At 46.6% G+C, this 23,866-nt stretch carries 19 protein-coding genes and 2 pseudogenes; 17 read left to right on the top strand and 4 right to left on the bottom strand.

The annotated features are described in order from the left end of the window. The first annotated feature begins 179 nt into the window (after positions 1–179). Together CJP46_RS29320 and CJP46_RS29315 are read left to right on the top strand one after the other, a co-directional pair. Positions 180–1,208 (top strand): endo-1,4-beta-xylanase, encoded by a 1,029-nt coding sequence (locus CJP46_RS29320; RefSeq protein WP_094599162.1) that lies wholly within the window; start codon positions 180–182, stop codon positions 1,206–1,208. Positions 1,209–1,234: 26 nt separating this feature from the next. Next, complete coding sequence (locus tag CJP46_RS29315) at positions 1,235–3,097, top strand: beta-L-arabinofuranosidase domain-containing protein (RefSeq protein ID WP_094599161.1); 1,863 nt, start codon at positions 1,235–1,237, stop codon at positions 3,095–3,097. A 114-nt stretch (positions 3,098–3,211) separates the two neighbouring features. Here CJP46_RS29315 and CJP46_RS29310 read toward each other — a convergent pair whose 3' ends face one another. Further along, positions 3,212–4,021: an AraC family transcriptional regulator gene (locus CJP46_RS29310; protein WP_179281376.1), complete on the bottom strand. Its 810-nt coding sequence runs from the start codon at positions 4,019–4,021 to the stop codon at positions 3,212–3,214. 160 nt (positions 4,022–4,181) lie between these two features. On the opposite strand from CJP46_RS29310, the gene CJP46_RS29305 reads away from it, so the two are divergent. Continuing rightward, positions 4,182–5,681, top strand: coding sequence for an alpha-L-fucosidase (locus CJP46_RS29305; RefSeq protein WP_094599159.1), 1,500 nt, complete (start codon positions 4,182–4,184; stop codon positions 5,679–5,681). Between the two features lie 279 nt (positions 5,682–5,960). Here CJP46_RS29305 and CJP46_RS29300 read toward each other — a convergent pair whose 3' ends face one another. Continuing rightward, on the bottom strand, positions 5,961–6,872 hold the full coding sequence (locus tag CJP46_RS29300) for an AraC family transcriptional regulator (RefSeq protein WP_256992584.1): 912 nt from the start codon (positions 6,870–6,872) through the stop codon (positions 5,961–5,963). A 181-nt stretch (positions 6,873–7,053) separates the two neighbouring features. Here CJP46_RS29300 and CJP46_RS29295 point away from each other — a divergent pair, with 181 nt between their 5' ends. The 6 genes from CJP46_RS29295 (at position 7,054) to CJP46_RS29270 (ending at position 15,055) form a co-directional block, all read left to right on the top strand. Beyond that, positions 7,054–7,929, top strand: coding sequence for a fumarylacetoacetate hydrolase family protein (locus CJP46_RS29295; protein WP_094599157.1), 876 nt, complete (start codon positions 7,054–7,056; stop codon positions 7,927–7,929). A 21-nt stretch (positions 7,930–7,950) separates the two neighbouring features. Continuing rightward, on the top strand, positions 7,951–9,417 hold the full coding sequence (gucD, locus tag CJP46_RS29290) for an alpha-ketoglutaric semialdehyde dehydrogenase GucD (RefSeq protein WP_094599156.1): 1,467 nt from the start codon (positions 7,951–7,953) through the stop codon (positions 9,415–9,417). Between the two features lie 16 nt (positions 9,418–9,433). Further along, positions 9,434–11,410, top strand: coding sequence for a YjhG/YagF family D-xylonate dehydratase (locus CJP46_RS29285; RefSeq protein WP_094599155.1), 1,977 nt, complete (start codon positions 9,434–9,436; stop codon positions 11,408–11,410). A 760-nt stretch (positions 11,411–12,170) separates the two neighbouring features. Then, positions 12,171–13,022, top strand: a complete 852-nt coding sequence (locus CJP46_RS29280) for an aldo/keto reductase (RefSeq protein ID WP_094599154.1) — start codon at positions 12,171–12,173, stop codon at positions 13,020–13,022. Between the two features lie 72 nt (positions 13,023–13,094). Next, complete coding sequence (locus tag CJP46_RS29275) at positions 13,095–13,835, top strand: SDR family oxidoreductase (protein WP_094599153.1); 741 nt, start codon at positions 13,095–13,097, stop codon at positions 13,833–13,835. A gap of 26 nt (positions 13,836–13,861) precedes the next feature. Beyond that, a complete protein-coding gene (locus tag CJP46_RS29270) occupies positions 13,862–15,055 on the top strand; it encodes a sugar efflux transporter (RefSeq protein ID WP_094599152.1) in 1,194 nt (397 codons plus the stop codon). Between the two features lie 153 nt (positions 15,056–15,208). On the opposite strand, the gene CJP46_RS29265 is transcribed toward CJP46_RS29270, so the two are convergent. Further along, entirely contained in the window at positions 15,209–16,126 is a 918-nt protein-coding gene (locus CJP46_RS29265; protein ID WP_094599151.1) for an AraC family transcriptional regulator, read from the bottom strand. 206 nt (positions 16,127–16,332) lie between these two features. Here CJP46_RS29265 and CJP46_RS29260 point away from each other — a divergent pair. The 5 genes and pseudogenes from CJP46_RS29260 to CJP46_RS29235 form a co-directional block, all read left to right on the top strand. Next, a pseudogene (locus CJP46_RS29260) lies at positions 16,333–17,318 on the top strand (aldo/keto reductase). A 287-nt stretch (positions 17,319–17,605) separates the two neighbouring features. Then, positions 17,606–17,926 carry a carboxymuconolactone decarboxylase family protein gene (locus CJP46_RS29250; protein ID WP_094599150.1) on the top strand — a complete coding sequence of 107 codons (321 nt, stop codon included), beginning with the start codon at positions 17,606–17,608 and terminating at the stop codon, positions 17,924–17,926. Between the two features lie 18 nt (positions 17,927–17,944). After that, positions 17,945–18,067, top strand: coding sequence for a carboxymuconolactone decarboxylase family protein (locus CJP46_RS37265; protein WP_256992582.1), 123 nt, complete (start codon positions 17,945–17,947; stop codon positions 18,065–18,067). A 36-nt stretch (positions 18,068–18,103) separates the two neighbouring features. After that, positions 18,104–19,105 (top strand): aldo/keto reductase, encoded by a 1,002-nt coding sequence (locus tag CJP46_RS29240; RefSeq protein ID WP_094599149.1) that lies wholly within the window; start codon positions 18,104–18,106, stop codon positions 19,103–19,105. A gap of 197 nt (positions 19,106–19,302) precedes the next feature. After that, a pseudogene (locus tag CJP46_RS29235) lies at positions 19,303–19,740 on the top strand (aldo/keto reductase); the annotation flags it as partial. Positions 19,741–20,568: 828 nt separating this feature from the next. Here the strand turns inward: CJP46_RS29235 and CJP46_RS29230 are convergent. Beyond that, positions 20,569–20,790, bottom strand: coding sequence for a hypothetical protein (locus tag CJP46_RS29230; RefSeq protein WP_094599148.1), 222 nt, complete (start codon positions 20,788–20,790; stop codon positions 20,569–20,571). 569 nt (positions 20,791–21,359) lie between these two features. On the opposite strand from CJP46_RS29230, the gene CJP46_RS29225 reads away from it, so the two are divergent. From CJP46_RS29225 to CJP46_RS29215, 3 genes are all read left to right on the top strand, one after another. Beyond that, positions 21,360–21,935 carry a TetR/AcrR family transcriptional regulator gene (locus CJP46_RS29225; protein WP_094599147.1) on the top strand — a complete coding sequence of 192 codons (576 nt, stop codon included), beginning with the start codon at positions 21,360–21,362 and terminating at the stop codon, positions 21,933–21,935. 78 nt (positions 21,936–22,013) lie between these two features. Further along, complete coding sequence (locus tag CJP46_RS29220; protein WP_094599146.1) at positions 22,014–22,694, top strand: DUF998 domain-containing protein; 681 nt, start codon at positions 22,014–22,016, stop codon at positions 22,692–22,694. A gap of 160 nt (positions 22,695–22,854) precedes the next feature. Further along, positions 22,855–23,805: an alpha/beta hydrolase gene (locus tag CJP46_RS29215; protein WP_094599145.1), complete on the top strand. Its 951-nt coding sequence runs from the start codon at positions 22,855–22,857 to the stop codon at positions 23,803–23,805. The last annotated feature ends 61 nt before the right edge of the window (positions 23,806–23,866 follow it).

The raw sequence follows: 23,866 nt of genomic DNA, 5'->3' as shown, positions 1-23,866 counted from the left end.
CGTTTGCGCTGGATGTTATTTTGAAAGTCGCAAGGTGTGGTCAAAGACAACCATACTTTGCCGGGTGAGGACACGGTCAACGGCAGGTTGTTGCGTGATCATGAGGAGGCTTACACTTTGGGATGAAAGTGTCTTTCATGAAGCATTAGCGTGTAGAACTTCTCTAGGAGGGGATAGGTATGATGAGGTTGCGCGAAGCGTTTAAAGAACAGTTTTTGATCGGGGCCGCCGTCAATCCGGTGACGTTGGACTCGCAGCGTGAATTGCTTATCGAGCATTTCAACAGCGTAACTGCCGAAAATGAAATGAAATTCGAAAGGTTGCATCCTGCGGAGGACCGGTATACGTTTGAGGCGGCAGACCGTATGGTGGCCCTGGCTAAAGCCAACGGCATGGGAGTAAGGGGCCATACGCTGGTGTGGCACAATCAGACGCCGGCATGGGTGTTTGAAAATGAAGACGGCAGCCAAACGGATCGGGTGACGCTGCTGGCCCGCATGAAATCTCATATCAACACGGTCGTATCCCGTTACCGGGGAGAACTCTATGCCTGGGACGTGGTGAACGAAGCGGTATCCGACAGCGGCAGCGAGCTGCTGCGGCCTTCGAAGTGGCTCGATATCATCGGCGAGGATTTCATCGCCAAGGCGTTTGAGTACGCCCATGAAGCCGACCCGGAGGCGCTGCTGTTCTACAATGATTACAACGAGGCCGATCCGGTGAAAAGCGAGAAAATCTACTCGCTCGTCAAATCGCTGCTCGAGCAGGGGGTGCCGATCCATGGCATCGGGCTTCAGGCGCACTGGAGCCTATATCACCCGTCGCTGGATGAGATCCGCCGGGCGATCGAGAGATACGCCAGTCTGGGCGTGAAGCTGCATATTACGGAGCTGGATGTCTCGATGTTTGCGTTCGATGACCGGCGGACCGACCTCACGGCTCCGACCGAAGAGATGCTCGCCCTTCAAGCGGAACGTTACGGGCAATTTTTCCGTTTGTTCCAGGAATACAGCGAATATATCACCTCCGTCACTTTTTGGGGCGCTGCCGACGATTATACCTGGCTGGACCATTTCCCCGTACGGGGCCGGAAGAACTGGCCTTTCTTATTCGATGCGAAGCATCAGCCCAAACCGTCTTATTGGGAAGTACTGAAGACAGTGGAAACGAGTACGAATTCCGGCGTCAAAAACGAGAATAGCGAATGAGTCGATTTTGTTAATGGGGGGCGGTTATGGAAGAATTGAGAGGGAAACATGTTAAACTCCACGATAACGAGCTAAGACGCAGAGAAGCAGCAAACAGAACCTATCTGATGAAACTAACCAGTAACCATCTTCTATTTAATTTTAACCTGGAAGCAGGGAGATACACGGGAAGAGACGTTCCGCCAGGAGCGCATGGGGGGTGGGAGTCCCCGGTATGCCAGCTTCGAGGCCATTTTCTGGGGCATTGGCTGTCTGCTGCGGCAATCTGTTATGACGCGACCGGGGATGCGGAACTGAAGGTGAAATCGGACCTGATCATAGACGAGTTGGCCGAATGTCAGAAGGATAATGGAGGGCAGTGGGTAGGTTCCATTCCGGAGAAATATCTGCATTGGATAGCCAATGGAAAAAATATTTGGGCGCCTCAGTACAACCTTCATAAGACTTTTATGGGGCTCGTCGACATGTATCTGAATGCGGGCAATCAGAAAGCCTTGGACATGGCGGACCGATTTGCAGATTGGTTTGTGCAATGGAGCAGTACATTTTCAAGAGAAAGGTTCGATGACATTCTGGACGCGGAAACGGGGGGGATGCTTGAAATTTGGGCTGAACTGCTTGAAATTACGGGGAAAGATAAATACAGGACTCTGCTGGAACGGTATTACCGCAGCCGACTCTTTCAACCGCTATTGGAAGGTAAAGATCCTCTTACCAATATGCATGCCAATACGACGATCCCTGAGGTTTTGGGCTGTGCAAAGGCCTATGAAGTAACGGGGGAAAAGCGGTGGATGGATATTGTTAGGGCCTATTGGAAGTGCGCCGTGACGGTAAGAGGTTTCCTTGTTACTGGTGGTCAAACTGCCGGAGAAGTCTGGATGCCAAAAATGAAGATGAAGTCCAGGCTGGGGGACAAAAATCAGGAACACTGTACGGTGTATAACATGATGCGTCTGGCGGAATTTTTGTTCAGACACACAGGTGATCCAGCTTATGCGCAATATATCGAATACAATTTGTATAACGGTATTATGGCGCAGGCTTACTATCAAGAATATGGATTAACAGGCAATAAGCATAATAACCCGTCAACCGGACTGCTGACGTATTTCCTTCCCATGAAGGCAGGCTTGCGCAAGGATTGGAGTACGGAGACCGAAAGCTTCTTCTGCTGCCATGGCACCATGGTTCAGGCAAATGCTGCTTTAAATCGAAACTTTTATTACAGGGACGATAACGAGTTCTATGTATGCCAGTATTTTGACTCGGAACTGAAAACGACAGTCGATGGCGAAGAAATTCGTATCAACCAAAAACAAGACCATATGACCGGAAGCCTGTTAACTTCTTCGGATATTACAGGATTTCAAAAACTTAACAAAAAAACAGAGCTTTATGAAAATATGCCTTCTTACAAAAAGTATGATTTTATAGTAAATACGTTCAACCCTATGGATTTCTCGATCCGTTTTCGGATTCCGGAGTGGATTACATCGGAAGCGGTCATTTACGTAAATTCCGAACTTCACGGTAAAACCAAAGATAGCAAAGTTTTTTATAAAATTGAACGGCAATGGATGGATGGCGACAAGGTCAGCATGATCTTGCCTATAGGAGTCCGGTTTATACCGCTTCCGGATGATGAGAGCATGGGTGCCTTCCGCTATGGACCCGAAGCCCTGGCAGGTATTTGTGATGCAGAGAGAATACTGTTTGCTGACATCCAAGACGCTGCATCCGAATTGACGATGGAAAATGAACGGGAGTGGGGGAGTTGGCGATATTTCTTTAAAACCGTCAACCAGGACCCGGCCATCCAATTTAGGAGAATCCGGGATATTGGATATGAACCATACCAGGTTTACTTTAAAGTAAAATCAAAATAAAGAGGATTAGAAAGTAAGGTCAGGGGAAACGGGATTTGGGTGAAAACCCGAAATCATGTAAATGGTGCTTTTACAGCACCATTTTTTTATTTGGTATAGGCGGCCGCAGTTCTTTTAGGTTACCGTTTGATGAGAGTTGAAAGTCATCCGGTATGCGGTCGGTGAGAAGCCGGTCGATTCCTTGAAAATTCTTGACAAGTAGGAGATATCGGATATTCCGACTCGATCGCCGATATCAGATAACAGGAGGTTCGTCGTCACAAGCAGCAGTTTTGCTTCCTCCAGCCTTCTTTTCTTGATGTATTGGATCGGGGAAATGCCGAACTGCCGTTTAAATACACGGATGAAATAGTTGGGATGCAAGTGAGCCTTTTCTGCCAAGTCCGTAATGGTCAGGTTGTGATGGTAGCTGCTCTGAATATACGAAATCACCTGTTCAAGAGGTTCGGGCTCCGTCGAACGTTGGAGGATGACCTCGGAGGAAACCGCATGCTCTATATAATAAGAAACCAATCTTAGCATGGCTGATTTCACAAGCAGCGGACCGCTAATGGAAGCCGCCGAATCGCTTTCGAGCAATTCGCGGAACAGCCGGATCGCTTCGCTGTCATTTTTGATGTCGACATACAGGGGAGTTTGAATCAGGTCAAATAGATTGCGATCTCCAATCCGTGCCGTAAAATGGCACCAATATTTGGTGTACCTGGGGCCAGAAGTATAGGAATATGACTGCTTAACGCCATGAGGCATAAGAAACCATTGTCCGGGTTTTGGACTGAATTCCGAATCGCCGATTTTCAGCCATCCCTCCCCGTCACAGATCAAATAAAACTTGTTAAAGTCCGGCGTATAGTCGAGCTCCCGCCAATCCGTCCATACCTGGTTGTATCCCATCGATGTGACCCGTACGTCAAGATTTTCCATATACAACCTTGCTAATGATTGGTTGCCCATAACTGTATTCCCCGTTCTATATAGAGTAGATAATTTTATCCAACAGAAGGTTAGGATTCTGTATTCATTCATGGCAAGAGGATTGCTAGGATAAAATCAATTCCTGATTCGAGCAAAGGAGGCGATATCGATGAACTGGAACGAAATCGCCACGGGCCCCTACCAACCTACCTTTGAGTCGCTCCGCCAATTCGAATGTCCGGAGTGGTTCCGGGACGCCAAGTTCGGGATTTGGTCGCACTGGGGCGCCCAGTCCGTACCGATGTACGGAGACTGGTATGCACGGAACATCTACATCGAAGGTTCGGAACAATACCGATACCATGTCCGTCACTACGGGCACCCATCGAAATTTGGCTATAAAGATCTTGTGCAGCTGTGGAAAGCGGAGGCGTTTGACCCGGATGCCTTAATGGACTTATACACGGCAGCCGGGGCCAAATATTTTGTGGCGCAGGCGATGCACCATGATAACTTCTTCAATTACGATTCTAGCATCCATCGCTGGAACTCGGTCAATATGGGACCCAAAAAAGATATTGTCGCTCTGTGGAAGGATGCCGCCGCACGGCGTGGGCTGCCTTTTGGCTTAACGGAGCATCTCGGTGCCACATTCAGCTGGTTCCACTGGAATAAAGGCAGCGATAAGGAGGGGCCAAATGCCGGCATCCCTTACGATGGGAACGATCCGGCGAATGAGGATTTGTATCTGCCCAATAAGGAACACCATCAAGGCAGGATGCAGGTTGATTCGATTGCGCCCTGGTATACATCCAATCCATGGTGGCATCGTCACTGGTTTGCCGTGATCAAGGAAATCATTGATAAGTATCAGCCGGATCTGCTGTACTCGGACGGCGGGCTGCCGTTCGCACCAGGTTACTGGGAAAAGCCGGAGCTGTCCCTGGATAACCTCGCTTATGAGGCTGGACTCCGTGCTGTCGCACACCTGTATAATACGAGCGCGGCGATCCATGGCGGCGTGAACCGTGCGGTCTATAACCAGAAAGATCGACGCAAGGAAATATACGCGATAGGTGTGTTGGATATCGAGAGGAGCCAAGAGCCGGACATCAAGCCCGAGCCGTGGCAGACCGACACATGCGTAGGGGACTGGTTCTATAATGTGAGGTCTGTGTATAAAAAGCCGGGGCACGTCATCGAAATCCTGGTCGATATCGTTTCTAAAAACGGCAATCTTCTCTTGAATATTCCGCAGAAGCCGGATGGTACGATCGACGACGAGTGCACGCATATCCTTAGGGAGATGGCCGAGTGGATTCGAGTCTGCGGCGAAGGAATATTTGGCACCCGACCATTCCGCGTGTCAGGCGAAGGCCCTTCACAGGTGGTCATTGACCATTTCACCGAAAACAAAGTGGAATGGACAGCGGCAGATTACCGATTTACGCAGAAGGGGAATATTCTCTACGCCTTCCAAATGCGCTGGCCGGAGGATCGTCTGGCCGTCATTCGTACGTTGACCCCGGCTGACAAAGTAAAGTCCGTGCGGCTGCTGGGTGTGGGCGATGTACCGTTCGAACAGCCTTACGGAGCGCTGGTGGTTTCCCTCCCGGAGCAAAGGCCGACAAATGATGCCCACTGCCTGGCTATTGAGCTTGGGTCTTAAGTACAAATTGATTTAGCTGCTTTGTATCGTTAACTGAGTAATGATGTTTGTAACTTCACATACAATTCAAAAAAGAGCTGAGCTTAGTAAGCTGAGCTCTTTTTATATTTAGGGAAATCAGGGAGGTTGGGATTCCTATTTATTTGCTAATTATACCAAAGCGAGCTCTATAATTGTTCCTTGTGGAAAGAAAGAGCTCTTATATATCTTCAATGACAAAAAGGAAGTTCGTTTCTAATACTGATTGCGCTCCCGCTGCTGCCCTAGGGGGGTTGTAGCCTACTGATCCGGCTCGAAGGCTAAGGGTTGATGCTGGACCCGGTTTCGGTACTCGCTGGGCGCAATTCCCGTCCATCGCTTGAACTGGCGGCTGAAATGCGAATTGGTCTTATATCCGAGGATCATGGCGATATGGTCGATCCCCAAGTCTGTTTGCAGAAGCAGACGCTGGGCTTCATTCAGCAGCGTTTCGGACATAAACTTGCGCGGGGCTTTCCCGTATATTTGCTTAAAGATGCGGTTCACTTGCGAAGGGCTCATATGGATCGACTTGGCAATGTCCTGAATCCAGGTTCGTTCGTTTTCCCGAATCTCTCCATGAAGGAGAATGTATTTTACGGAATCTTCTATTTGCTCGGCGATCTGCTGGGCAATCGATTCCTTTTTGGATCGGGTGATGGTTGCAGTCTCTGACAGTTGGCCAACCAGGGATCCGAGCAGCTCGAAGACAGCCGCATGGACCTTCATCTGTTTGGATGTTGAGAGCGGGCTGCGCAAGTGCTCTGCGGCAAGACGATACAGCGTCGACAGAGACGGGGACAGCCCTTGGACCAACGGCGAGTCTGCCGGATAATAAAACTCCTTGCAGCGGTTGAGCTCTTTGCAAAAGGATGTATCGTCAACGCTGAAGTGAACGGAAAAGTAGGTGAAACCCTGGGAGCCGGCACGAGTGCAGGAATGCGTCATGCCCGGATGGATGAACAGCAGGTCCCCCCGGGACTGCCGGTATTTTCGCCCATTGATCACCATGTCCATTTCTCCCTCCACGACCCAGTGGATCTCGTACATGGAATGCTCGTGGGAAGGATAGGTCCAGCGGGAATCAACTTTTCGGGCATGCAGGCCCAACAGCTGAAAAGACAGGCGGACATCGGGAAGACGGCCAACATAGACTCCGGGAAGATCGGTCACGGCTATACCCTCCTCAGTATGGTACAACATATCAATTTGTTACGATTATAGCTTGATCCTTCCGGAAAAGAAATGCGTGAAAAGGGTAAATCGAAGTGAAGATTAGCGCATCGTCAAGGGTCATGGGCGATGATATGGTAGTATTATCAACCCTTATAGGGAGAAATGGAGGCAGCATTGAATGAGAATTATTCGTTATTTGGACAGACGGCAGACGAGACTTGCGGCGGTTACGGATGACGAGAGGGCTTATCCATTGCCTCACTCTGATTTTATGTCGTTGATCGATGAGGCCAGGGAGAAGGGCGTTTCACCTGTCCGAATTGTTGAAAGCGCTGTTACACCGCAAAATGAGCTGACAGCCGCATGGCCGTCATTGCAGCTGCTTACTCCAGTAGATGCTCCGGAGGTCTGGGCAGCCGGCGTCACCTATCAGCGCAGCCGGGAGGCGAGGAATTATGAAGCAACAGGCGGGAGGTTGGATGCGGAGACGTTCTACGACAAAGTCTATGACGCCGTGCGACCTGAAATTTTTTTGAAATCCACGGCAGCACGCACGGTCGGACCGAATCAGGATGTAACGCTGCGCAGCGATTCTGTATGGCAAATCCCCGAGCCGGAGCTCGGCTTGGTGCTTGCCGGCGACGGGGTCATCGTGGGATACACGGCTGGCAATGACATGAGCTGCCGCGATATCGAGGGGGAGAACCCGCTATATCTGCCGCAGGCAAAAATATGGCGGAAGTCCTGCTCGATCGGGCCGGCGATACGGCTCGCGGATACCGTGGAGGACCCTTACGATTTCAAAATCAACTGCCAGATTTACCGCGAAGGCCTCATTGTGGTGGAAAGTGATGCCAACACAAATCAATTAAACCGCAAGCTGGATGAGCTGGTCCGCTTCCTGGCGGCGGACAACGATTTGTTTGACGGTACCGTTCTGTTGACGGGCACAGCTATTGTGCCGCCGGCTGACTTCACGCTTGCCCCCGGCGACCGCATCGAGATTTCGATAAGCGGGATTGGGACGTTGGTGAACCACGTCATATCAAACTAGGTGTTTGGGGAGGAGATTATCATGGCAACATTTCAGGGAGAACAGGTATATCGCAATTTCATTAATGGAGAATGGACGGCGGCTTCCACCGGAGAAACGGAACCCAGCATCAACCCCGCCAATCGCCATGAAGTGGTCGGATATGTACCGGTTTCCACGATAGAGGATGTAAACCGTGCCGTCACAGCAGCCACAGCAGCTCGTCAGGCTTGGCGCAGTCTGCCCGGGTCGGAACGCGGCAATATCCTGTTTCGTGCGGCCAGCGCATTGGAACGGCGGGTAGATGAGGTTGCCGAAGCAATGACAAGGGAAATGGGCAAGACGCTGGCGGAAGCCAAGGGAGAGACGCTGCGCGGGGTCGCTATCCTGCGGTACTACGCCGGTGAGGGGATGCGCAAGTCCGGTGACGTGATTCCTTCGACGGACAGCGAGGCACTGATGTTCACGACCCGGGTGCCACTCGGGGTTGTCGGCGTGATTGCCCCGTGGAATTTCCCGGTGGCCATTCCCCTCTGGAAGACCGCACCTGCCCTGATATATGGGAACACGGTCGTGTTGAAACCGGCCCAGGAAACGGCGGTGACCGCAGCCAAATTGACCGAATGCTTCGAGGAGGCGGGAATTCCGGCGGGTGTCCTCAATCTTGTATGCGGCAGCGGTTCGGTGGTCGGTTCGGCGCTTGTGGAGCATCCGGACGTGGGCGGAATCACTTTCACGGGCTCAAACGAAGTCGGCAAGCGCGTCGGCGCGGCCGCACTGGCGAGAGGAGCCAAGTACCAGCTCGAGATGGGCGGCAAAAATCCGATTATTGTTGCGAAGGATGCCAATCTGGATTTGGCGGTCGAGGCGACGATCAGCGGCGGTTTGAAATCCACCGGCCAAAAATGCACGGCGACCAGTCGGGTTATCGTTGTGCGCGAAGTATATGAAGCCTTCAAAACGAAGCTGCTGTCCCAAATCGAGGGCATTCGGCTTGGTGACGGCATGTTACCCGAGACTTGGATGGGGCCCTGCGCTAATGAAAGGCAGCTTGAAACCGTGCTGCACTACATTCAAAAAGGGCTGGATGAAGGAGCCGTATTGCTGACCGGCGGGGCAAGGGCGGGCGGACCGAAACTTGAGGACGGGTTCTATGTCCAGCCGACCGTATTTGACGGGGTAACTCCTCATATGGCCATTGCCCGGGAGGAGATTTTTGGTCCGGTGCTTACCCTGATTGCCGTGAACAGTCTTGAAGAAGCGATAAAGGCGGCCAATGATAGCGATTATGGCTTGAGCGCCTCCATCTATACGCAAAATATAGGCGCCATGCTTTCCTTTATCCAGGACATGGATGCCGGGCTGGTCCGGGTCAATGCGGAAACAGCGGGCGTTGAGCTGCAAGCCCCGTTCGGTGGGATGAAAATGTCGAGCTCGCACTCCAGGGAACAGGGGCAGGCGGCCATCGAATTTTTTACTTCCATCAAAACGGTTTTCGTGAAGCCATAATCTTGGGGAGGGTGTCATGCACAATTCGATCAAGTCGATCATGGGGAAGGATGACCTGGTTAGCGGTGAGGTTACAACGCATGCCCCCGGAGTGCAGGGAAGGCTGCCTTTAACGGATGACTTGCTGAGAAATGCTCCAAGCGGAGACCTGTTCGGGATGTCCCAAAACGTCGGAATGGGCTGGAAGCCAGGAGAACTGAACGGAAAGCAGTTTCTGATTTTGAGCACGCAGGGTGGGATTCGTCAAGAGGACGGCAGTCCCGTGGCCTTGGGTTATCACACTGGACACTGGGAGGTAGGCTTGCTGATGAAGGCTGCAGCGGAGGAGCTCTCGGCCCGCGGTGGAATCCCTTTCGCCGGATACGTGAGTGATCCATGCGATGGCAGGTCCCAGGGAACGTCGGGCATGTTCGATTCGCTCCCGTACCGGAACGATGCAGCCCTCGTATTCCGTCGGCTCATCCGCTCGCTGCCTACAAGAAGAGGCGTCATCGGCGTTGCCACCTGTGACAAGGGTTTGCCTGCGATGATGCTGGCGCTCGCGGGCATGCCGCAGCTTCCAGGAGTGATCGTTCCCGGAGGAGTGACGCTTCCACCGACCGAAGGGGAGGATGCCGGCAAAATACAAACGATCGGCGCCAGGTACTCGAGCGGCGAAATCACGCTGGAGGCAGCGGCGGAGCTTGGCTGCCGGGCCTGCGCGACTCCTGGAGGGGGGTGCCAGTTTCTCGGTACGGCAGCAACGGCCCAAGTCGTCGCCGAGGCGCTGGGCATGACGGTTCCTCATGCTGCGCTTGCGCCTTCGGGTCAGCCAATCTGGGAAGAAATGGCCCGTCAATCCTCCCGTGCGCTGATGGCGATGGAGTCTAAAGGAATGCGGATGGGAGACATCCTGACGGATGCGGCGGTACGTAATGCCATGGTTGTTCATGCTGCGTTCGGCGGTTCGACCAATCTGCTGCTTCACATTCCTGCGATCGCCCACGCAGCCGGATTAAAGGTACCGGCGGTGCAGGACTGGATCCGCGTCAACCGGGATGTACCGCGCATCGTCAGCGTACTTCCGAATGGTCCGGTGTTCCACCCGACCATTCGGGTATTTCTGGCCGGAGGCGTGCCTGAAGTGATGCTGCACCTCAGACGTCTCGGCGTGTTGGATGAATCGGTGCTTACGGTTACGGGCGCCGCACTAGGGGAAGTTCTTGATTGGTGGGAATCGTCGGAACGACGTCATCTGCTGCGTAAGCAGCTTAAGGAAAAGGAAGGAATCGATCCGGACAGTGTGATTATGAGCCCGGAACAATCACGACACCTTGGAATCACTTCTACAGTCACATTTCCAACCGGGAATATTGCTCCAGAAGGCTCTGTGATCAAATCCACATCGATTGACCCTTCCGTCCTGAATGAGGAAGGTATATATCACCATAAAGGCAAGGCGAAGGTGTTTACAACCGAACGCGATGCGATCCGAGCGATTAAAAACGGTGGCGTTCAGGCAGGCGATATCATGGTTCTTATTGGCAGGGGACCGTCGGGGACGGGCATGGAGGAAACGTATCAGCTCACGGCCGCGCTTAAGCACCTGTCTTTCGGTAAATATGTGTCGCTTATAACCGATGCCCGTTTTTCCGGCGTTTCAACCGGAGCATGCATCGGTCATGTTGGCCCAGAAGCACTGGCAGGCGGACCCATCGGCAAGCTCAAGGATGGTGACCTGATCGAAATTGTCATTGACCGCAACCGGCTGGAAGGGCGGGTTGATTTTATCGGAGAAGGGGATCAGGAAGTAACGCCAGATGAGGGGGCCCGGTTATTGTCCCTGAGGCAATTCCACCCAGGGATGCGTCCTGATGATGACCTCCCGGACGACACGAAATTATGGGCTGCTCTCCAAGCCGTCAGCGGAGGGACATGGAAAGGCAATGTTTATGATGTAGAGCGGATCGTCACTGCCATCGAAGCCGGAAAAAAAGCGCTTGGTTGGAACTAAAACCTAGTAAGCCTGATCTAATCTATTTAAAGGGAATTTACAGGATTTTTTTATCATTGCTTTGAAATCATTATAAAGACCGCCGATTCGTGGAGTGACCCCAAAAAGTTAAACCGTATAAGGTTAGGCTGCCTTGACGGCATGAAACCTGGAGACTAAAGATTCGGGAGGGAAATAATTAAAAACCGAACTTCCTGAGAGGTTCTGTCATCATTAAATTTTAAACAGCATGCATCAAACACATGAACACATTACCGTTTCCCGAATTTTTGAAGAGCTTATCATTGTGATTTTTCAATGGTAAGCTTTTTTGTGTTCTTTCTCAGGGAATTGATGTAAATTATTCTCCGATTTATGCAATTGCGCTTTTGCGGATATTCTCACGAATTCTGAAATAGTTCCATATTCGGAACTTTCTAAAGGAGATTGTCTCATTAAATATGAAAACGCCCCTTTATAAATCAGCACTGTAGTTTGGAACATCCCTGTTTCGTATCAGTGGTGACATTAATAGGCAATGATTCAACATAATCGGGCTACCGGCTTTGAAATGAATTCATACATAATAAAGGGGCAATCATACTTATGGAGCAGCAGTAGAATGCAGTGTCGGCCAGCTGGATTTTCTGCTGGGATGGCGCTGAGAAGGACTTACCTGCTTGCGCTCTGAAATGCAAGATGACAAAGTGCGGACTGTCATAGAACGTATGGATAGGCCAAATCTATTGATAAATAAAATTCTAAAAGTGGAGGAGATTATATGCAAAAAGTAACTTTGAACAATGGTGTTGAGATGCCTATTCTCGGTTTTGGTGTATTTCAGATTGCAGATCAAAGTGAGTGTGAACAAAGTGTTTATGACGCTATCATGGCAGGCTATCGGCTGATTGATACAGCTGCCTCGTATCTAAATGAAGAAGCTGTGGGCAGAGGAATCAAACGGAGTGGTGTGGCAAGAGAGGAATTATTTATCACGACTAAACTTTGGGTTCAGGATACTGGTTATGAGCGCACAAAAAGAGCATTTGAAAAATCGCTGGAAAGATTGCAATTGGATTATTTGGACTTGTATTTAATTCATCAGCCATTTGGAGATGTGTATGGCTCTTGGCGTGCTATGGAGGAATTATACCGTGAAGGAAAGGTCCGTTCCATTGGAGTCAGTAACTTCCAGATGGATCGTCTGATCGATTTGATTATTCATAATGTAGTAGTCCCTGCCGTAAATCAAGTTGAAACGCATCCTTTCAATCAGCAAATCGAAAGTGCAAAATTCATGAAAGAGAACCATGTTCAAATCGAATCCTGGGGGCCTTTTGCCGAAGGGAAAAATAACTTGTTCCAGAATGAGGTACTGGTATCCATAGCTGAAAAGTACAGTAAATCCGTTGCCCAGGTCGTTTTGCGTTGGCTAACACAAAGAGAAATTGTTGTGATTCCAAAGTCTGTTCGTAAAGAAAGAATTACCGAAAACTTTAATATCTTTGATTTTGAACTAAGACAAGAAGATATGGAGTTAATTACAACGTTAGACACGAAGCAAAGCTTATTCTTTTCACATAACGATCCTGAAATGGTTAAATGGATCGGTACCCGTACACTGGATATTTAACAATCGCTATTTCGAAAGACCACCGGAAAGTCATATAACAAATAAATTGACCAAACAAAGGAAGATGTCAGGATGTCAAATATTCAAGACAAGGTAGTCATTATTACTGGCGCCTCAAGTGGAATTGGGGAAGCAACAGCTAAAGAACTCTCATCCAAAGGTGCAAAGTTAGTATTAGCTGCTCGCCGTGAAGAACGATTACAGAAATTGCAACAAGATATTCAAAGTCATGGTGGGCAAGCGATTTACAAAGTAACCGATGTAACATCTGTCGAACAGATGGAAGAACTCGCAGGCTATACGCTTAAGGAATTTGGGAAAATTGACGTTCTGATCAATAATGCCGGATTAATGCCAAATTCGTTTCTTTATAAAAGACGAGTGGATGATTGGAACCAAATGGTTGACGTGAACATCAAAGGCGTTCTTTATGGCATCGCAGCTGTTCTTCCTTCCATGAGAGAGCGTAAATCAGGTCACATTATTAATCTATCTTCCGTAGCCGGGCACGTTGTTGGCGCTGGGAGCGCAGTCTATGCTGGAACCAAGTTCGCTGTACGCGCGATTTCAGAAGGACTGCGTAAGGAAGAAGCTGATAACAATATCCGGTCGACCATCATTTCGCCAGGAATGGTTAAGTCCGAATTACCGGAATCCATTACTGATATGGAATTTAAACCTGTAGTAGAAAAAATGTATGAACGTGCAATTGAAGCCGAAAGCATCGCTCGAGCCATCGCTTTTGCCATTGAACAACCATCTAATGTAGCGATCAATGAAATGCTCATCCGTCCCACTAGTCAAGAGCGGTAATCACCATTGCTTTAAGGAGGCTTAAGTTGAACACACGACTTCAAAATTTGTTTGCTATCAAAGGATACCGCTTATTTGTCATCTGTGTTCTATTGGTAGGCATTGGAATTTCGATTACGCTGCCGTACTTAGCTCTCTATTGTACAGAGAATTTGGGAATGAGCGCGGGAACCTTCGGTGTTTTCACGGCCGTGAGCTCATTAAGCGGCGTAGTGGCAAACTCGTTCATTGGTAAACATTCGGATCGCATGCGGGACCGAAAATTCATAATTATTATAGCCACGTCTTCATCTGCACTAGGCTATATCTCATATTTACTGTTCGATAACTTCTTGATTTTGCTTATTATCGTTAGTTTTTTTACTGGATTAGGGGCTGCCGCCATGCCGCAAATTTATGCTTACGCCCAGGAATCGGCAAATGAAAGTAACTCTGATGACAAGACATTTGCAATGTCTATATTACGAACCGTAGTGTCTCTTGGGTTCCTAATAGGGCCTTTAGTTGGAACAATCATTTTAGGAGCTGTTGGATACAAAGGGCTCTTTATGGGGACTTCGGCCATTTTTCTTACAATCGCATCACTCGTGTTTCTATTTCTACCTAAGAAAATTACAGTCCAAAAGAAACGATCGGGTCCAGGCACAGCTTCACCCAACAGTAAGCAAATCTGGTATCCTGTGATTGCTTTTATCTGTCTATTTGCGGTCAATGCTGTAAACGGAATTGTCACGCCATTGTTCATTGTAGCCGAGCTTCAAGGTTCGCATACCGATGTTGGATTGGTTGTTAGTATATGTGCCGGCCTGGAGATCCCTAGTATGTTTGTGCTAGGCGCCTTGAGTAAAAAGATTTCGAACCATTTTTTGATGATCAGCGCCTGCTTTATTGCAGTACTATACAACCTCATATTAAGTGTTTCGACCGCTTCCTGGCAGCTGATCGCAGCACAACTTTTGCAAGCTGCGTTTGTTGCTATTGTAATGGGCAATGGATTAAGTTACTTCACAGAGCTACTTCCGAATTCCCCTGGCATGTCTACAACGATCTATTATAACGGATCCATTATAGGACGGTTACTAGGAAATTTGGGCGGCGGTATCATTGCTCAATTTGCAGGGTTCCGGGATGTATATTGGGTGTGTCTGGCGATTGTCATGATCTCGTTTTTTATCCTATGGAGTATAAAACCCCAAAAGAATACAAAAGCAGCTACTTAAAGAAATCTATACCCATTGAAAGCCACCATCAGAATCTGTGATGAGAATGCAGCAATTTAAAATAAGACAGACACGAAAAAACGGCACACGCATCCAGGCTGCCGTTTTTTCGTGGAACGATATTACAATGATAACAGCACATCCCTAAGGGACTCACGCGTTTATCGTTTCGTCATAGTTCTCCCGCAATCGCTTTATATCTTCCTTGGGCGGAAAACCAAACATGCGGGAATATTCGCGACTGAATTGCGAAGGACTTTCATAACCAACCCGGAATGCGACATCAGCTGCATCGGTTGGCTCAGACAATAACATTTGCCGTGCTTTTTGTAATCTCAATTGTTTTTGGTATTGAATTGGAGTCATTGCGGTTACCTCTTTAAAGTGCCGATGAAGTGAAGAAATACTCATATTAGCTATTTCCGCAAGTTCCTCAATCCGAAGAGAGTGATCATAGTTATTCACGATCTGTTCGATAACGTCTCTGATAAGACGAGTAGAACTTTTATCGATTGCGATTTGTTCCAATGAACCTCCATGTGGACCTTGCAAAACTCTATAGAGAATTTCCTTCGTATAAAGAGGAGCAAGTGCCGGAATATCACTCGGACTTTCCAGCAAACGAGCTAACCTGATTACCGCATCTAACATCGATGACTCGGTTGGGCTCACAAACATACCCCGGTTAGCATTTTCATTTTTTCCGACTTGGATTTTGAAATCACGAATAACATCCAAAATTTGACTTGGTGTGAAATCAAGATGGAGGGCCAAGTACGGAACGTTGCGAGAAGCTTCCGTCACTTGCCCGGAAACGGGCAGATCAACCGAAACAACCAGGTAATCACTAGGACCGTACCTAAAGCGTTCCGTTGCCAGAAATACCTCTTTCGCCCCCTGAACGATAATGCATATGCGTGGCTTGTATATGCTGTGACTTAGTTCGGTAACTGTGGAGCGGCGAAGAAAAAATAAAGACGGGATCGCAGTAGCGTGAGCACCATCCTGTTCCGAAAATTTCTCTATGATTTTGACGAGCTCCATCTGATTTTTTTGGATTGAATCAGTCATGGCATCCTCCTTGGATCGTTATCCTTACCAATTGTATTCTAAAGCATACTCGAAGTCGTGGGAATGGCGGTGATATGATTAGGCAATCATTTGATAAGAATTTGATACCCGTCGCTTTTTAAATTGTCACATAATTATATAGAACACAATTAATGATCAACACTCGAAATTTAAGTGAAATAATAAAAAAGAAAGGAAGATAAGTAGTGCAAAAACGTAAATTGGGGAAAAATGGATCGAAGTTTCCGTAATCGGGCTCGGTTGTATGGGGATGAGCTCCGGTTTTGGCCCAGCATCAGACACGAAAGAAATGATATCGTTGATCCATTCGGCGATTAACCGTGGAATGACCTTCTTTGACACAGCCGAAGTGTACGGACCTTATGCGAACGAAGAACTCGTAGGGAAAGCACTCCTTCCTTATCGGGACCAGGTAATCATTGCGACCAAGTTCGGCTTTGACCTTCAAGGTAACAGAAAATCGAAGTTGGATAGTCGACCCGAGCATATCAAGAAGGCCGTTGAAGGCTCACTTAAACGACTTCATGTCGAAGCCATTGATCTATATTATCAGCATCGGGTTGATCCCGATGTACCAATCGAGGAGGTAGCTGGAGCCGTCAAAGATCTAATCCAGGAGGGTAAGGTTAAACATTGGGGGCTTTCAGAAGCAGGAGTCAAAACGATCTGTCGTGCACACGAAGTTCAGCCGCTCACAGCAGTCCAGAGTGAGTACTCCATGATGTGGAGAAATCCCGAAGAAGAACTGCTGTCTACGCTTGAGGAACTCGGAATCGGCTTCGTTACGTTTAGTCCATTGGGTAGAGGTTTCCTTACCGGCAAAATTGATAAGAATGCTACATTCGTTAACTCCGACTTCCGCAGTATTGTACCTCGGTTTCAACCGGAGAATCTCACAGCAAACCAAGTTTTGGTCGATCTGATCAAGAAGATTGCTGCAGGGAAGGACGCAACGCCAGCTCAAATCGCACTCGCATGGGTACTTGCCCAGAAACCATGGATTGTTCCAATTCCAGGAACAACTAAATTAGAACGTCTGGAAGAAAATCTTGGTGCAGTGGACGTTGAACTGACTACTGAGGAACTACGAGATTTAAATGAATCGCTATCTAAGATCGAAATTATGGGAGATCGCTATCCAGCAGAATACGCAAGTTTTATCGACAAATAGAGGGTAGTACAATACGTGCAATTAGTGAATCTTTACGAGAAGAGATGGCACAGGATGAAACCATTGTACGTGTCACTATTATATCTCCAAGGAACTATTAATACTGAACTTTTAGAATCCAGCTGATAGAGTGGCTTTGACAATTAAGCATGCAATTGACTTACCAGATGACGCTGCGTGGAATGAAGTAATTATTCGTCCAACGAAACAGCTTATGTAAAAATCAATTCCCCGTTATTCCTAAGCTAATGGCATGTGAGAATATAAAAACGAAAGGTATGATAAAAATGGCAGAAAAACAAACAGCAGGAAGAGACTTCTTAGGGGAATTTGCACCAAAATTTGCTGAAATGAATGATGATGTCTTATTCGGTGAAGTTTGGTCAAGGGAGAAAGAACTTTCTCCACGCGATCGCAGTATGATTACAGTTTCTGCGCTAATTGCTGGTGGAAACTTTGAACAATTAACTGCACATCTAAAGAAAGCAAAAATAAACGGAGTAACGAAAGATGAAATTTCGGAAATCATCACTCATTTATCGTTCTATGCAGGCTGGCCAAAAGCTTGGTCAGCATTTAGAATTGCCAAAGAAATTTATAATGAATAAATGAAAGTAGAATTAAATATGGCACACGAAGAATTAAGTAGTATCGAAGCGATGATCCATCTTGCTTTCTATGCAGGCTGGCCGAAGGCCATGACAGCTATGATGGTTGCAAAAGAAGTATTTGCGAAAGACAAATCATAAAAAGATGTCATTCAGTATGTTAAGAGAGGTGATCCGATGGATATTCGTTCGCTCGGAAATACGGGATTGAAGGTAACCGGATTATGCCTGGGAACCATGACTTTTGGGAATCAGGCGGACAAAAAGGATTCGTTTCAAATCCTGGATAAAGCCTATGCAGCCGGCGTTTATTTCATTGACACGGCCGATGTGTATCCGATCGGAAGGGAATCGCATGCCGTCGCGGGTGCAACCGAGTCGATCATCGGGGAGTGGCTGCAGGGTAAACGAGATAAAGTGGTGCTTGCGACAAAGTGTTTCGGCTCTATGGGACCTGGCCCCAACGAACGAGGATTAAGCCGGAAGCACATCATGACCTCGGTCGAGGACAGTTTACGCCGCTTAAAGACGGATTATCTTGACCTCTACCAGGCTCACCAATTCGACCCGGAAACACCAATGGATGAAACACTTCGTGCATTCGATGACCTTGTTCAGCAAGGCAAAGTTCGTTACATCGGGATCTCGAATTGGCTTGCATGGCAGGTGGCAAAGGCAAATGGCATTGCAGACCGGAAAAATTACTCCAGGATTGTAAGTGTTCAGCCGCGCTATAATCTTCTGATTCGGATGATTGAGGACGACATGGTTCCCATGGCGCTTGACGAGGGGATCAGCATAATCAGCTACAACCCACTTGCAGGGGGCATGCTGACAGGCCGATATGGAAAAAACGCCCGCATCGAAGAAGGAACCCGGTTTGGACTCCGGAACAATGCGGGTGCTTTATACCAGGAGCGCTACTGGAAAGAAGCGACGTTCGACGCAGTTGAACGATATCGGACCTGGTGCGAAGAGTACAGCCTGGATCCGGTGACAACGGCCGTGAAATGGGTAATGCAGCAGCCGGGCATCACCTCTGCCATCATTGGTGCCAGTCGTTCGGAGCAGTTGGACGCGAGCCTGCAAGCTGCCGAAATGAATGCGCTGACGGAACAGCAGCTGGACTGGCTCGACGGACTGTGGTACTCACTGCCCCGCCGCCGCGAATTTAGCTAGAATGGGAAATGATACGTAAAGCTTGGGGATAACGGGCCATGTTCGTTATTCGGTTTGTCATCGATACATCTACATTGTTCGGTAACATTGTTGAAGAATGGTTCGTCGTGGGATTGGAAATAAACGGAGGAGAGGGGAATTCAAATGGAGTATGTAAAACTTGGGAACACTGGTTTGGATGTATCTAGGCTTTGCCTGTGACTATGCAAAATCATCTAAACCTCATTTACCGAGAAGAGGAGCGAGAAATGCTCCCGCTTTGTAGGGAGGAAAAGATTGGGGTGACCCCATATAGCCCACTCGCATCAGGTAGATTGACACGTGATTGTTCAGAAACCACTCTGCGTTCCGAAACCGACCAAATTCAAAAGTTTAAATACGATGGGACTTTGAATGCTGATCGGTTAGTAGCAGAGCGAGTTGCATCAGTCGCTGCAAATCATGGCGTCCCCCGTACTCATATCGCACTTGCTTGGTTGCTGCAGAAAGATCCTGTAACAGCTCCTATTATTGGTGCTACGAAAACATCTCACCTTGAAGTTGCCGTAGGAGCTCTATCGTTTAAATTAACTCCTGAAGAAGTCTCGTTTCTAGAAGAGCCATATGTGCCCCACCCGATCGTGGGTCATGATTGATTCTAAGTTTATGGTTGAATTGATCTGCTTATATAAGATCCATCCTAGATTGATAGGGTGGATCTTTTTATGGATCTTTTTGATAATCGTCGTATAAAGATAGTTAATTGACAGCTGTCGCTAGTTACAAGACTGAAATCGGGAGGATCGACATCGACAATGATGGGACAGAATGCGGAATTACGGCGGACTCTTTCGTTTTCATGCAAAATAGCGTCAGGATGATTATCTAGGAAACGCTTCAAGGAAGGAGGAGAGCGCTGGCTAGCAGGTGAAGATTCTGCAGCGCTTACCTGCATATGTATAATATTGAAATAAACCAGAGGAAGAATCTGAAACCTGGTTGTACGGACTATGGGATCGAAAAACCATTGACTGGTTGTGGGGAGATTTGTTCTGTGGACACCGTAACTTTTTCTTTAGGATCCTCCTTAGCCTGGATTCAACAGGGGGGCGCAATACTGCTAACTTGCGAAATAGCGACCAAATTGGTTCTAGTCGAGCTAATCGATGTATATAGTTGAATAAATATGCAAATCCGATTTTGCGGCAATTCTCACTAATACTGAAAATGGTCTCTTAACCGGTGTTTACTAAAGGAACTCTTCTCATTAAATATGAAAATACGTCTTGATGCATCAACATTTTTCCGTTGATTTTTCTCACCAATTATGACAACACACAGCGGAGATGTGTGGTGTCATATTTGTTGATGATTTTTTCATAATTGACGAGAAATATTTTCGCAATTAATGAGAAAATGAATAAATATACGAAAACTTGCGTGTAAAGGTTATCAAAAACCCGCCGTTAGGCGGCCTTACTTAATCAATTCAGCTTTATTAAGCGCTCAACAAATTCAATTTCCTCATAGGGGATCCACAATGGACCATCATCAGTGCGCACTTTTGTCCGATTCGGATCCCCTGATAATTGGGCCTTACCTTCGATTACTTCTCCTGTCTGTAATTTAATTCTAACTTTTTGAGCATAGGCAGCGGCAATTCTTAATTCTTCTATCAACTTTGGTTTTTTGTGAAACCGTACCATTACCCATATATCTTGAACTTATTGCCTATTTATAATCCCAAATCTAAGGAGTTAAATAACGACCTCGATATTATTATCAATGAGCAGTCGAATGAGCATTTGCTAGGAGTGCTTTCCCTACGAGTTCTTCGTTCGCTAATAATCACTGCTTGAGTCCAATATCCAGTTAACCATCAAGACAATAAAAACATCAGACTACGTTGTATTAGGGGTCCCGCCAACATTTTAACGAAAATATACGCTAAGCCCTGAATTGCATCCGGTTTAGCGTTTTTTCTTACTCTAAAGATGAAAACGACAGTCACGGATGAAAGTCCAAGACTGCCGCTATTTATTACGCTATCGTCACCCGTATACAGCTCCCCAGCCTCTGCCTCCATCAGCCCTGCGGAAAATATTATCGCTAGCTTCAGGACATTCGTTTTTCCCTCATCGGGTAAAGCCTCAATACAAGAGGTATGGTAACATTTCTTGATATGTACTTGACAATTCGAAATAGGTTATCTAACATAAACGTATGAACAATATTGTATAAATGTTCATACGTATAATATGGGAGGTGCAATAGTATGTCTAAGAGCTTTACAGAACATGAACGACAATTAATCAAACAAAATCTAATCAATGCTTGTAAGGAATGCTGGAAGCAGTATGGTTACTCAAAAACTGGTATCCGAGATATTGTACAGAGAGCAAACATTTCTACCGGAGCGTTCTATCAATTTTTCTCAAGCAAAGAATTACTGTTTGTGAAAACCGCTGATGAATATCAAAAAGAACTAGATCAAATTTTATACGATAAAATGAAAAATGATTCAAGTAAACATGGCCTTGCAGAGGGTCTCAAAGCTTTGGCAATAGAATTGTCTACTATGTCATGGTTAACATCAATGTGGGATGAGTGGGCATTGATTATCCAAAAGCTACCACCCGATTATATGGAGCAGGATTTCAATAACGATAAAATAAGAATGGAAAACTTAATCTCGGAATATGGACTTATCCCAAAGAAGAGTTTGGATATGGCAACACAAGTTGTAGATTGTTTATTATCTTCAATGTTCCAATTTGATTTTACTGTTAGTGGTACCAAAGAAGCCGTAGATTTTATTATTGATACTACGATAAATGAGTTGTTTGAATAAGTAGGAGATGTTTTCCCTTGATGGAGTGTTCTTTACTCTAACCAGCAAATCGAACAAAGACGACAGGAGAAATAACTAATGGAAAATATTAATCAAAAAATATTGCAAGCAGGTTCTTTTCTTTTTATTTTAGCAGGGGTTGTTTATCTTTTGTGCGAAGCTATAACGGCATATGCCTGGAGCAATCCATCGTATCAATATGCCATAAACTATATTAGTGATTTGGGTATACCAGTGGTAACACAGTACATGGGGCGTACGATTAATTCCCCATTATATTTTGTGATGAATTTCGGATTTTTTGCTAATGGAATTTTATTCGCTATAGCGTATTTTATGATAATGAACACACTGCCATCAAAAAGAAAAATCATAGGTCTGGCACTTACTGCAATTTATGCAATTGGTATAACCATGGTTGGTATGTTTCCTGGGTATGATTGGTGGGGCGAACCGTTTCATGGTATTGGAGCTATGTTAGCTATAGTAGGAGGTAACTTATCTATATTATGCGGTGGCTTGATGTCTCATCGAATATTTCCACAAAAATGGGTTTCAACGTTGAGTGTCATTTTTTGCATTATAGGAATCATAAGTTTCGCATTATTTATTGGGATAAATAATAATATGTATGCTGCGGTTTTTGAAAGAATGTCTGTATATACAATAATGGTTTGGTGTATCATTTTTGGACTTTTCGTACAAGTAAAAAGTCGCAATATGAATGTGTCGGACTACGAAATGAACTTAAAAGTCTGAAGGTTATGGTTGTGCTATAACAATACAGGATTTGCTCATCGCGATCTTGTCCTCGGGCGACAGTGTCACCGGCCTCATCTGCACAGGAACGTCGATTTAGAATCGCCGGACCCTGGACATGCTAGGCAACCACAATACAATGTGAAAGGATAATGTAGATATGAAACAAGAAATTTTTATCTGCGGTAAGGCGAAATCTGAAATGGTTAAGGAGATACTTGCAAATTTTCCTCCTGAATTTTTGGAAGATGTAAATGCTAATATATCAGATATTAAAACAAAATACCTTGACTTACCATTTTGTGATTTACCAGATTCAAAAACTCTGGATATTTATCTGCCAGACCAAGGTGAAAAGCCATTTCCTGTGTTGGTTTTCTTTTTCGGAGGCGGATTTCTGTTTGGAGACAAAAGGGGAACTCAATTAGAGATACCTCTTTTAGCCAGAGAATTAGGATTTGCTGTAGTAAGTGTTAATTACACTTTAAGCAGCGAAGGAGAGTACCCACGACTTGTATATGATACAAAAGCATCAATTAGATATCTGCGTGCTAATGCAGAACAATATGGGCTTAATCCGGAGAAAATTGTTGCAATTGGAATTTCTGCTGGAGGTACTCTAGCATCTTTATTGGGAACTTCCTCAGGTGTAAAAGAGTTGGAGGGATTATCCTATGGAAACTCCGACTATTCAAGCGATGTTCAGGGAGTTATAGATTTCTGTGGTCCATCAAATATTCTTGCCATGAAGGAACAAATGAGTGAGCATATATTAAAAACTGGTGTCTCACCGTCGTTGTCGTATGGTAATCCTGATTCGGTAGAATCATTAGTTTTTGGTGCGCTGGCAAGTGAGGTTCCTGAAAAGGCTCAAGCCCTTTCACCAATAACACATGTTAATTCAGATATTCCACAATTTCTTATAGTTCATGGAGCACAAGACGATACTGTTCCTCCCCAGCAGTCAATTGAACTTGCTCAATTAATAGAAGAAAAAGCAGGAAAGGATAAAGCAGAACTTCACGTCCTGGATAAGGCTGGACACGGTGATGAAGCCTTTTTTGAGGATGCTGTTCCACTAATGTTAAATTTTTTAAGGAGATATACTTAAGCATTAGCGTTGCATAAACTTTGAGATTATTTTGTGTCTGAAAATTCAGATCCCGGAATTT

It is taken from the genome of Paenibacillus sp. XY044 (genome assembly GCF_002257645.1).
Classification (GTDB): domain Bacteria; phylum Bacillota; class Bacilli; order Paenibacillales; family Paenibacillaceae; genus Paenibacillus_AQ.
The sequence above is the reverse complement of the archived record's forward strand: the minus strand, read 5'-3'. Positions and strand labels throughout refer to the sequence as shown.

Coding starts and splice junctions, on each gene's coding strand:
- CJP46_RS29240 (WP_094599149.1), top strand. CDS start 18,104: ATGGATATTCGTTCGCTCGGAAATACGGGATTGAAGGTAACCGGATTA.
- CJP46_RS37265 (WP_256992582.1), top strand. CDS start 17,945: ATGGCACACGAAGAATTAAGTAGTATCGAAGCGATGATCCATCTTGCT.
- CJP46_RS29320 (WP_094599162.1), top strand. CDS start 180: ATGATGAGGTTGCGCGAAGCGTTTAAAGAACAGTTTTTGATCGGGGCC.
- CJP46_RS29285 (WP_094599155.1), top strand. CDS start 9,434: ATGCACAATTCGATCAAGTCGATCATGGGGAAGGATGACCTGGTTAGC.
- CJP46_RS29305 (WP_094599159.1), top strand. CDS start 4,182: ATGAACTGGAACGAAATCGCCACGGGCCCCTACCAACCTACCTTTGAG.
- CJP46_RS29280 (WP_094599154.1), top strand. CDS start 12,171: ATGCAAAAAGTAACTTTGAACAATGGTGTTGAGATGCCTATTCTCGGT.
- CJP46_RS29215 (WP_094599145.1), top strand. CDS start 22,855: ATGAAACAAGAAATTTTTATCTGCGGTAAGGCGAAATCTGAAATGGTT.
- CJP46_RS29310 (WP_179281376.1), bottom strand. CDS start 4,021: ATGGAAAATCTTGACGTACGGGTCACATCGATGGGATACAACCAGGTA.
- CJP46_RS29250 (WP_094599150.1), top strand. CDS start 17,606: ATGGCAGAAAAACAAACAGCAGGAAGAGACTTCTTAGGGGAATTTGCA.
- gucD (WP_094599156.1), top strand. CDS start 7,951: ATGGCAACATTTCAGGGAGAACAGGTATATCGCAATTTCATTAATGGA.
- CJP46_RS29295 (WP_094599157.1), top strand. CDS start 7,054: ATGAGAATTATTCGTTATTTGGACAGACGGCAGACGAGACTTGCGGCG.
- CJP46_RS29225 (WP_094599147.1), top strand. CDS start 21,360: ATGTCTAAGAGCTTTACAGAACATGAACGACAATTAATCAAACAAAAT.
- CJP46_RS29230 (WP_094599148.1), bottom strand. CDS start 20,790: ATGGTACGGTTTCACAAAAAACCAAAGTTGATAGAAGAATTAAGAATT.
- CJP46_RS29220 (WP_094599146.1), top strand. CDS start 22,014: ATGGAAAATATTAATCAAAAAATATTGCAAGCAGGTTCTTTTCTTTTT.
- CJP46_RS29315 (WP_094599161.1), top strand. CDS start 1,235: ATGGAAGAATTGAGAGGGAAACATGTTAAACTCCACGATAACGAGCTA.
- CJP46_RS29275 (WP_094599153.1), top strand. CDS start 13,095: ATGTCAAATATTCAAGACAAGGTAGTCATTATTACTGGCGCCTCAAGT.
- CJP46_RS29265 (WP_094599151.1), bottom strand. CDS start 16,126: ATGACTGATTCAATCCAAAAAAATCAGATGGAGCTCGTCAAAATCATA.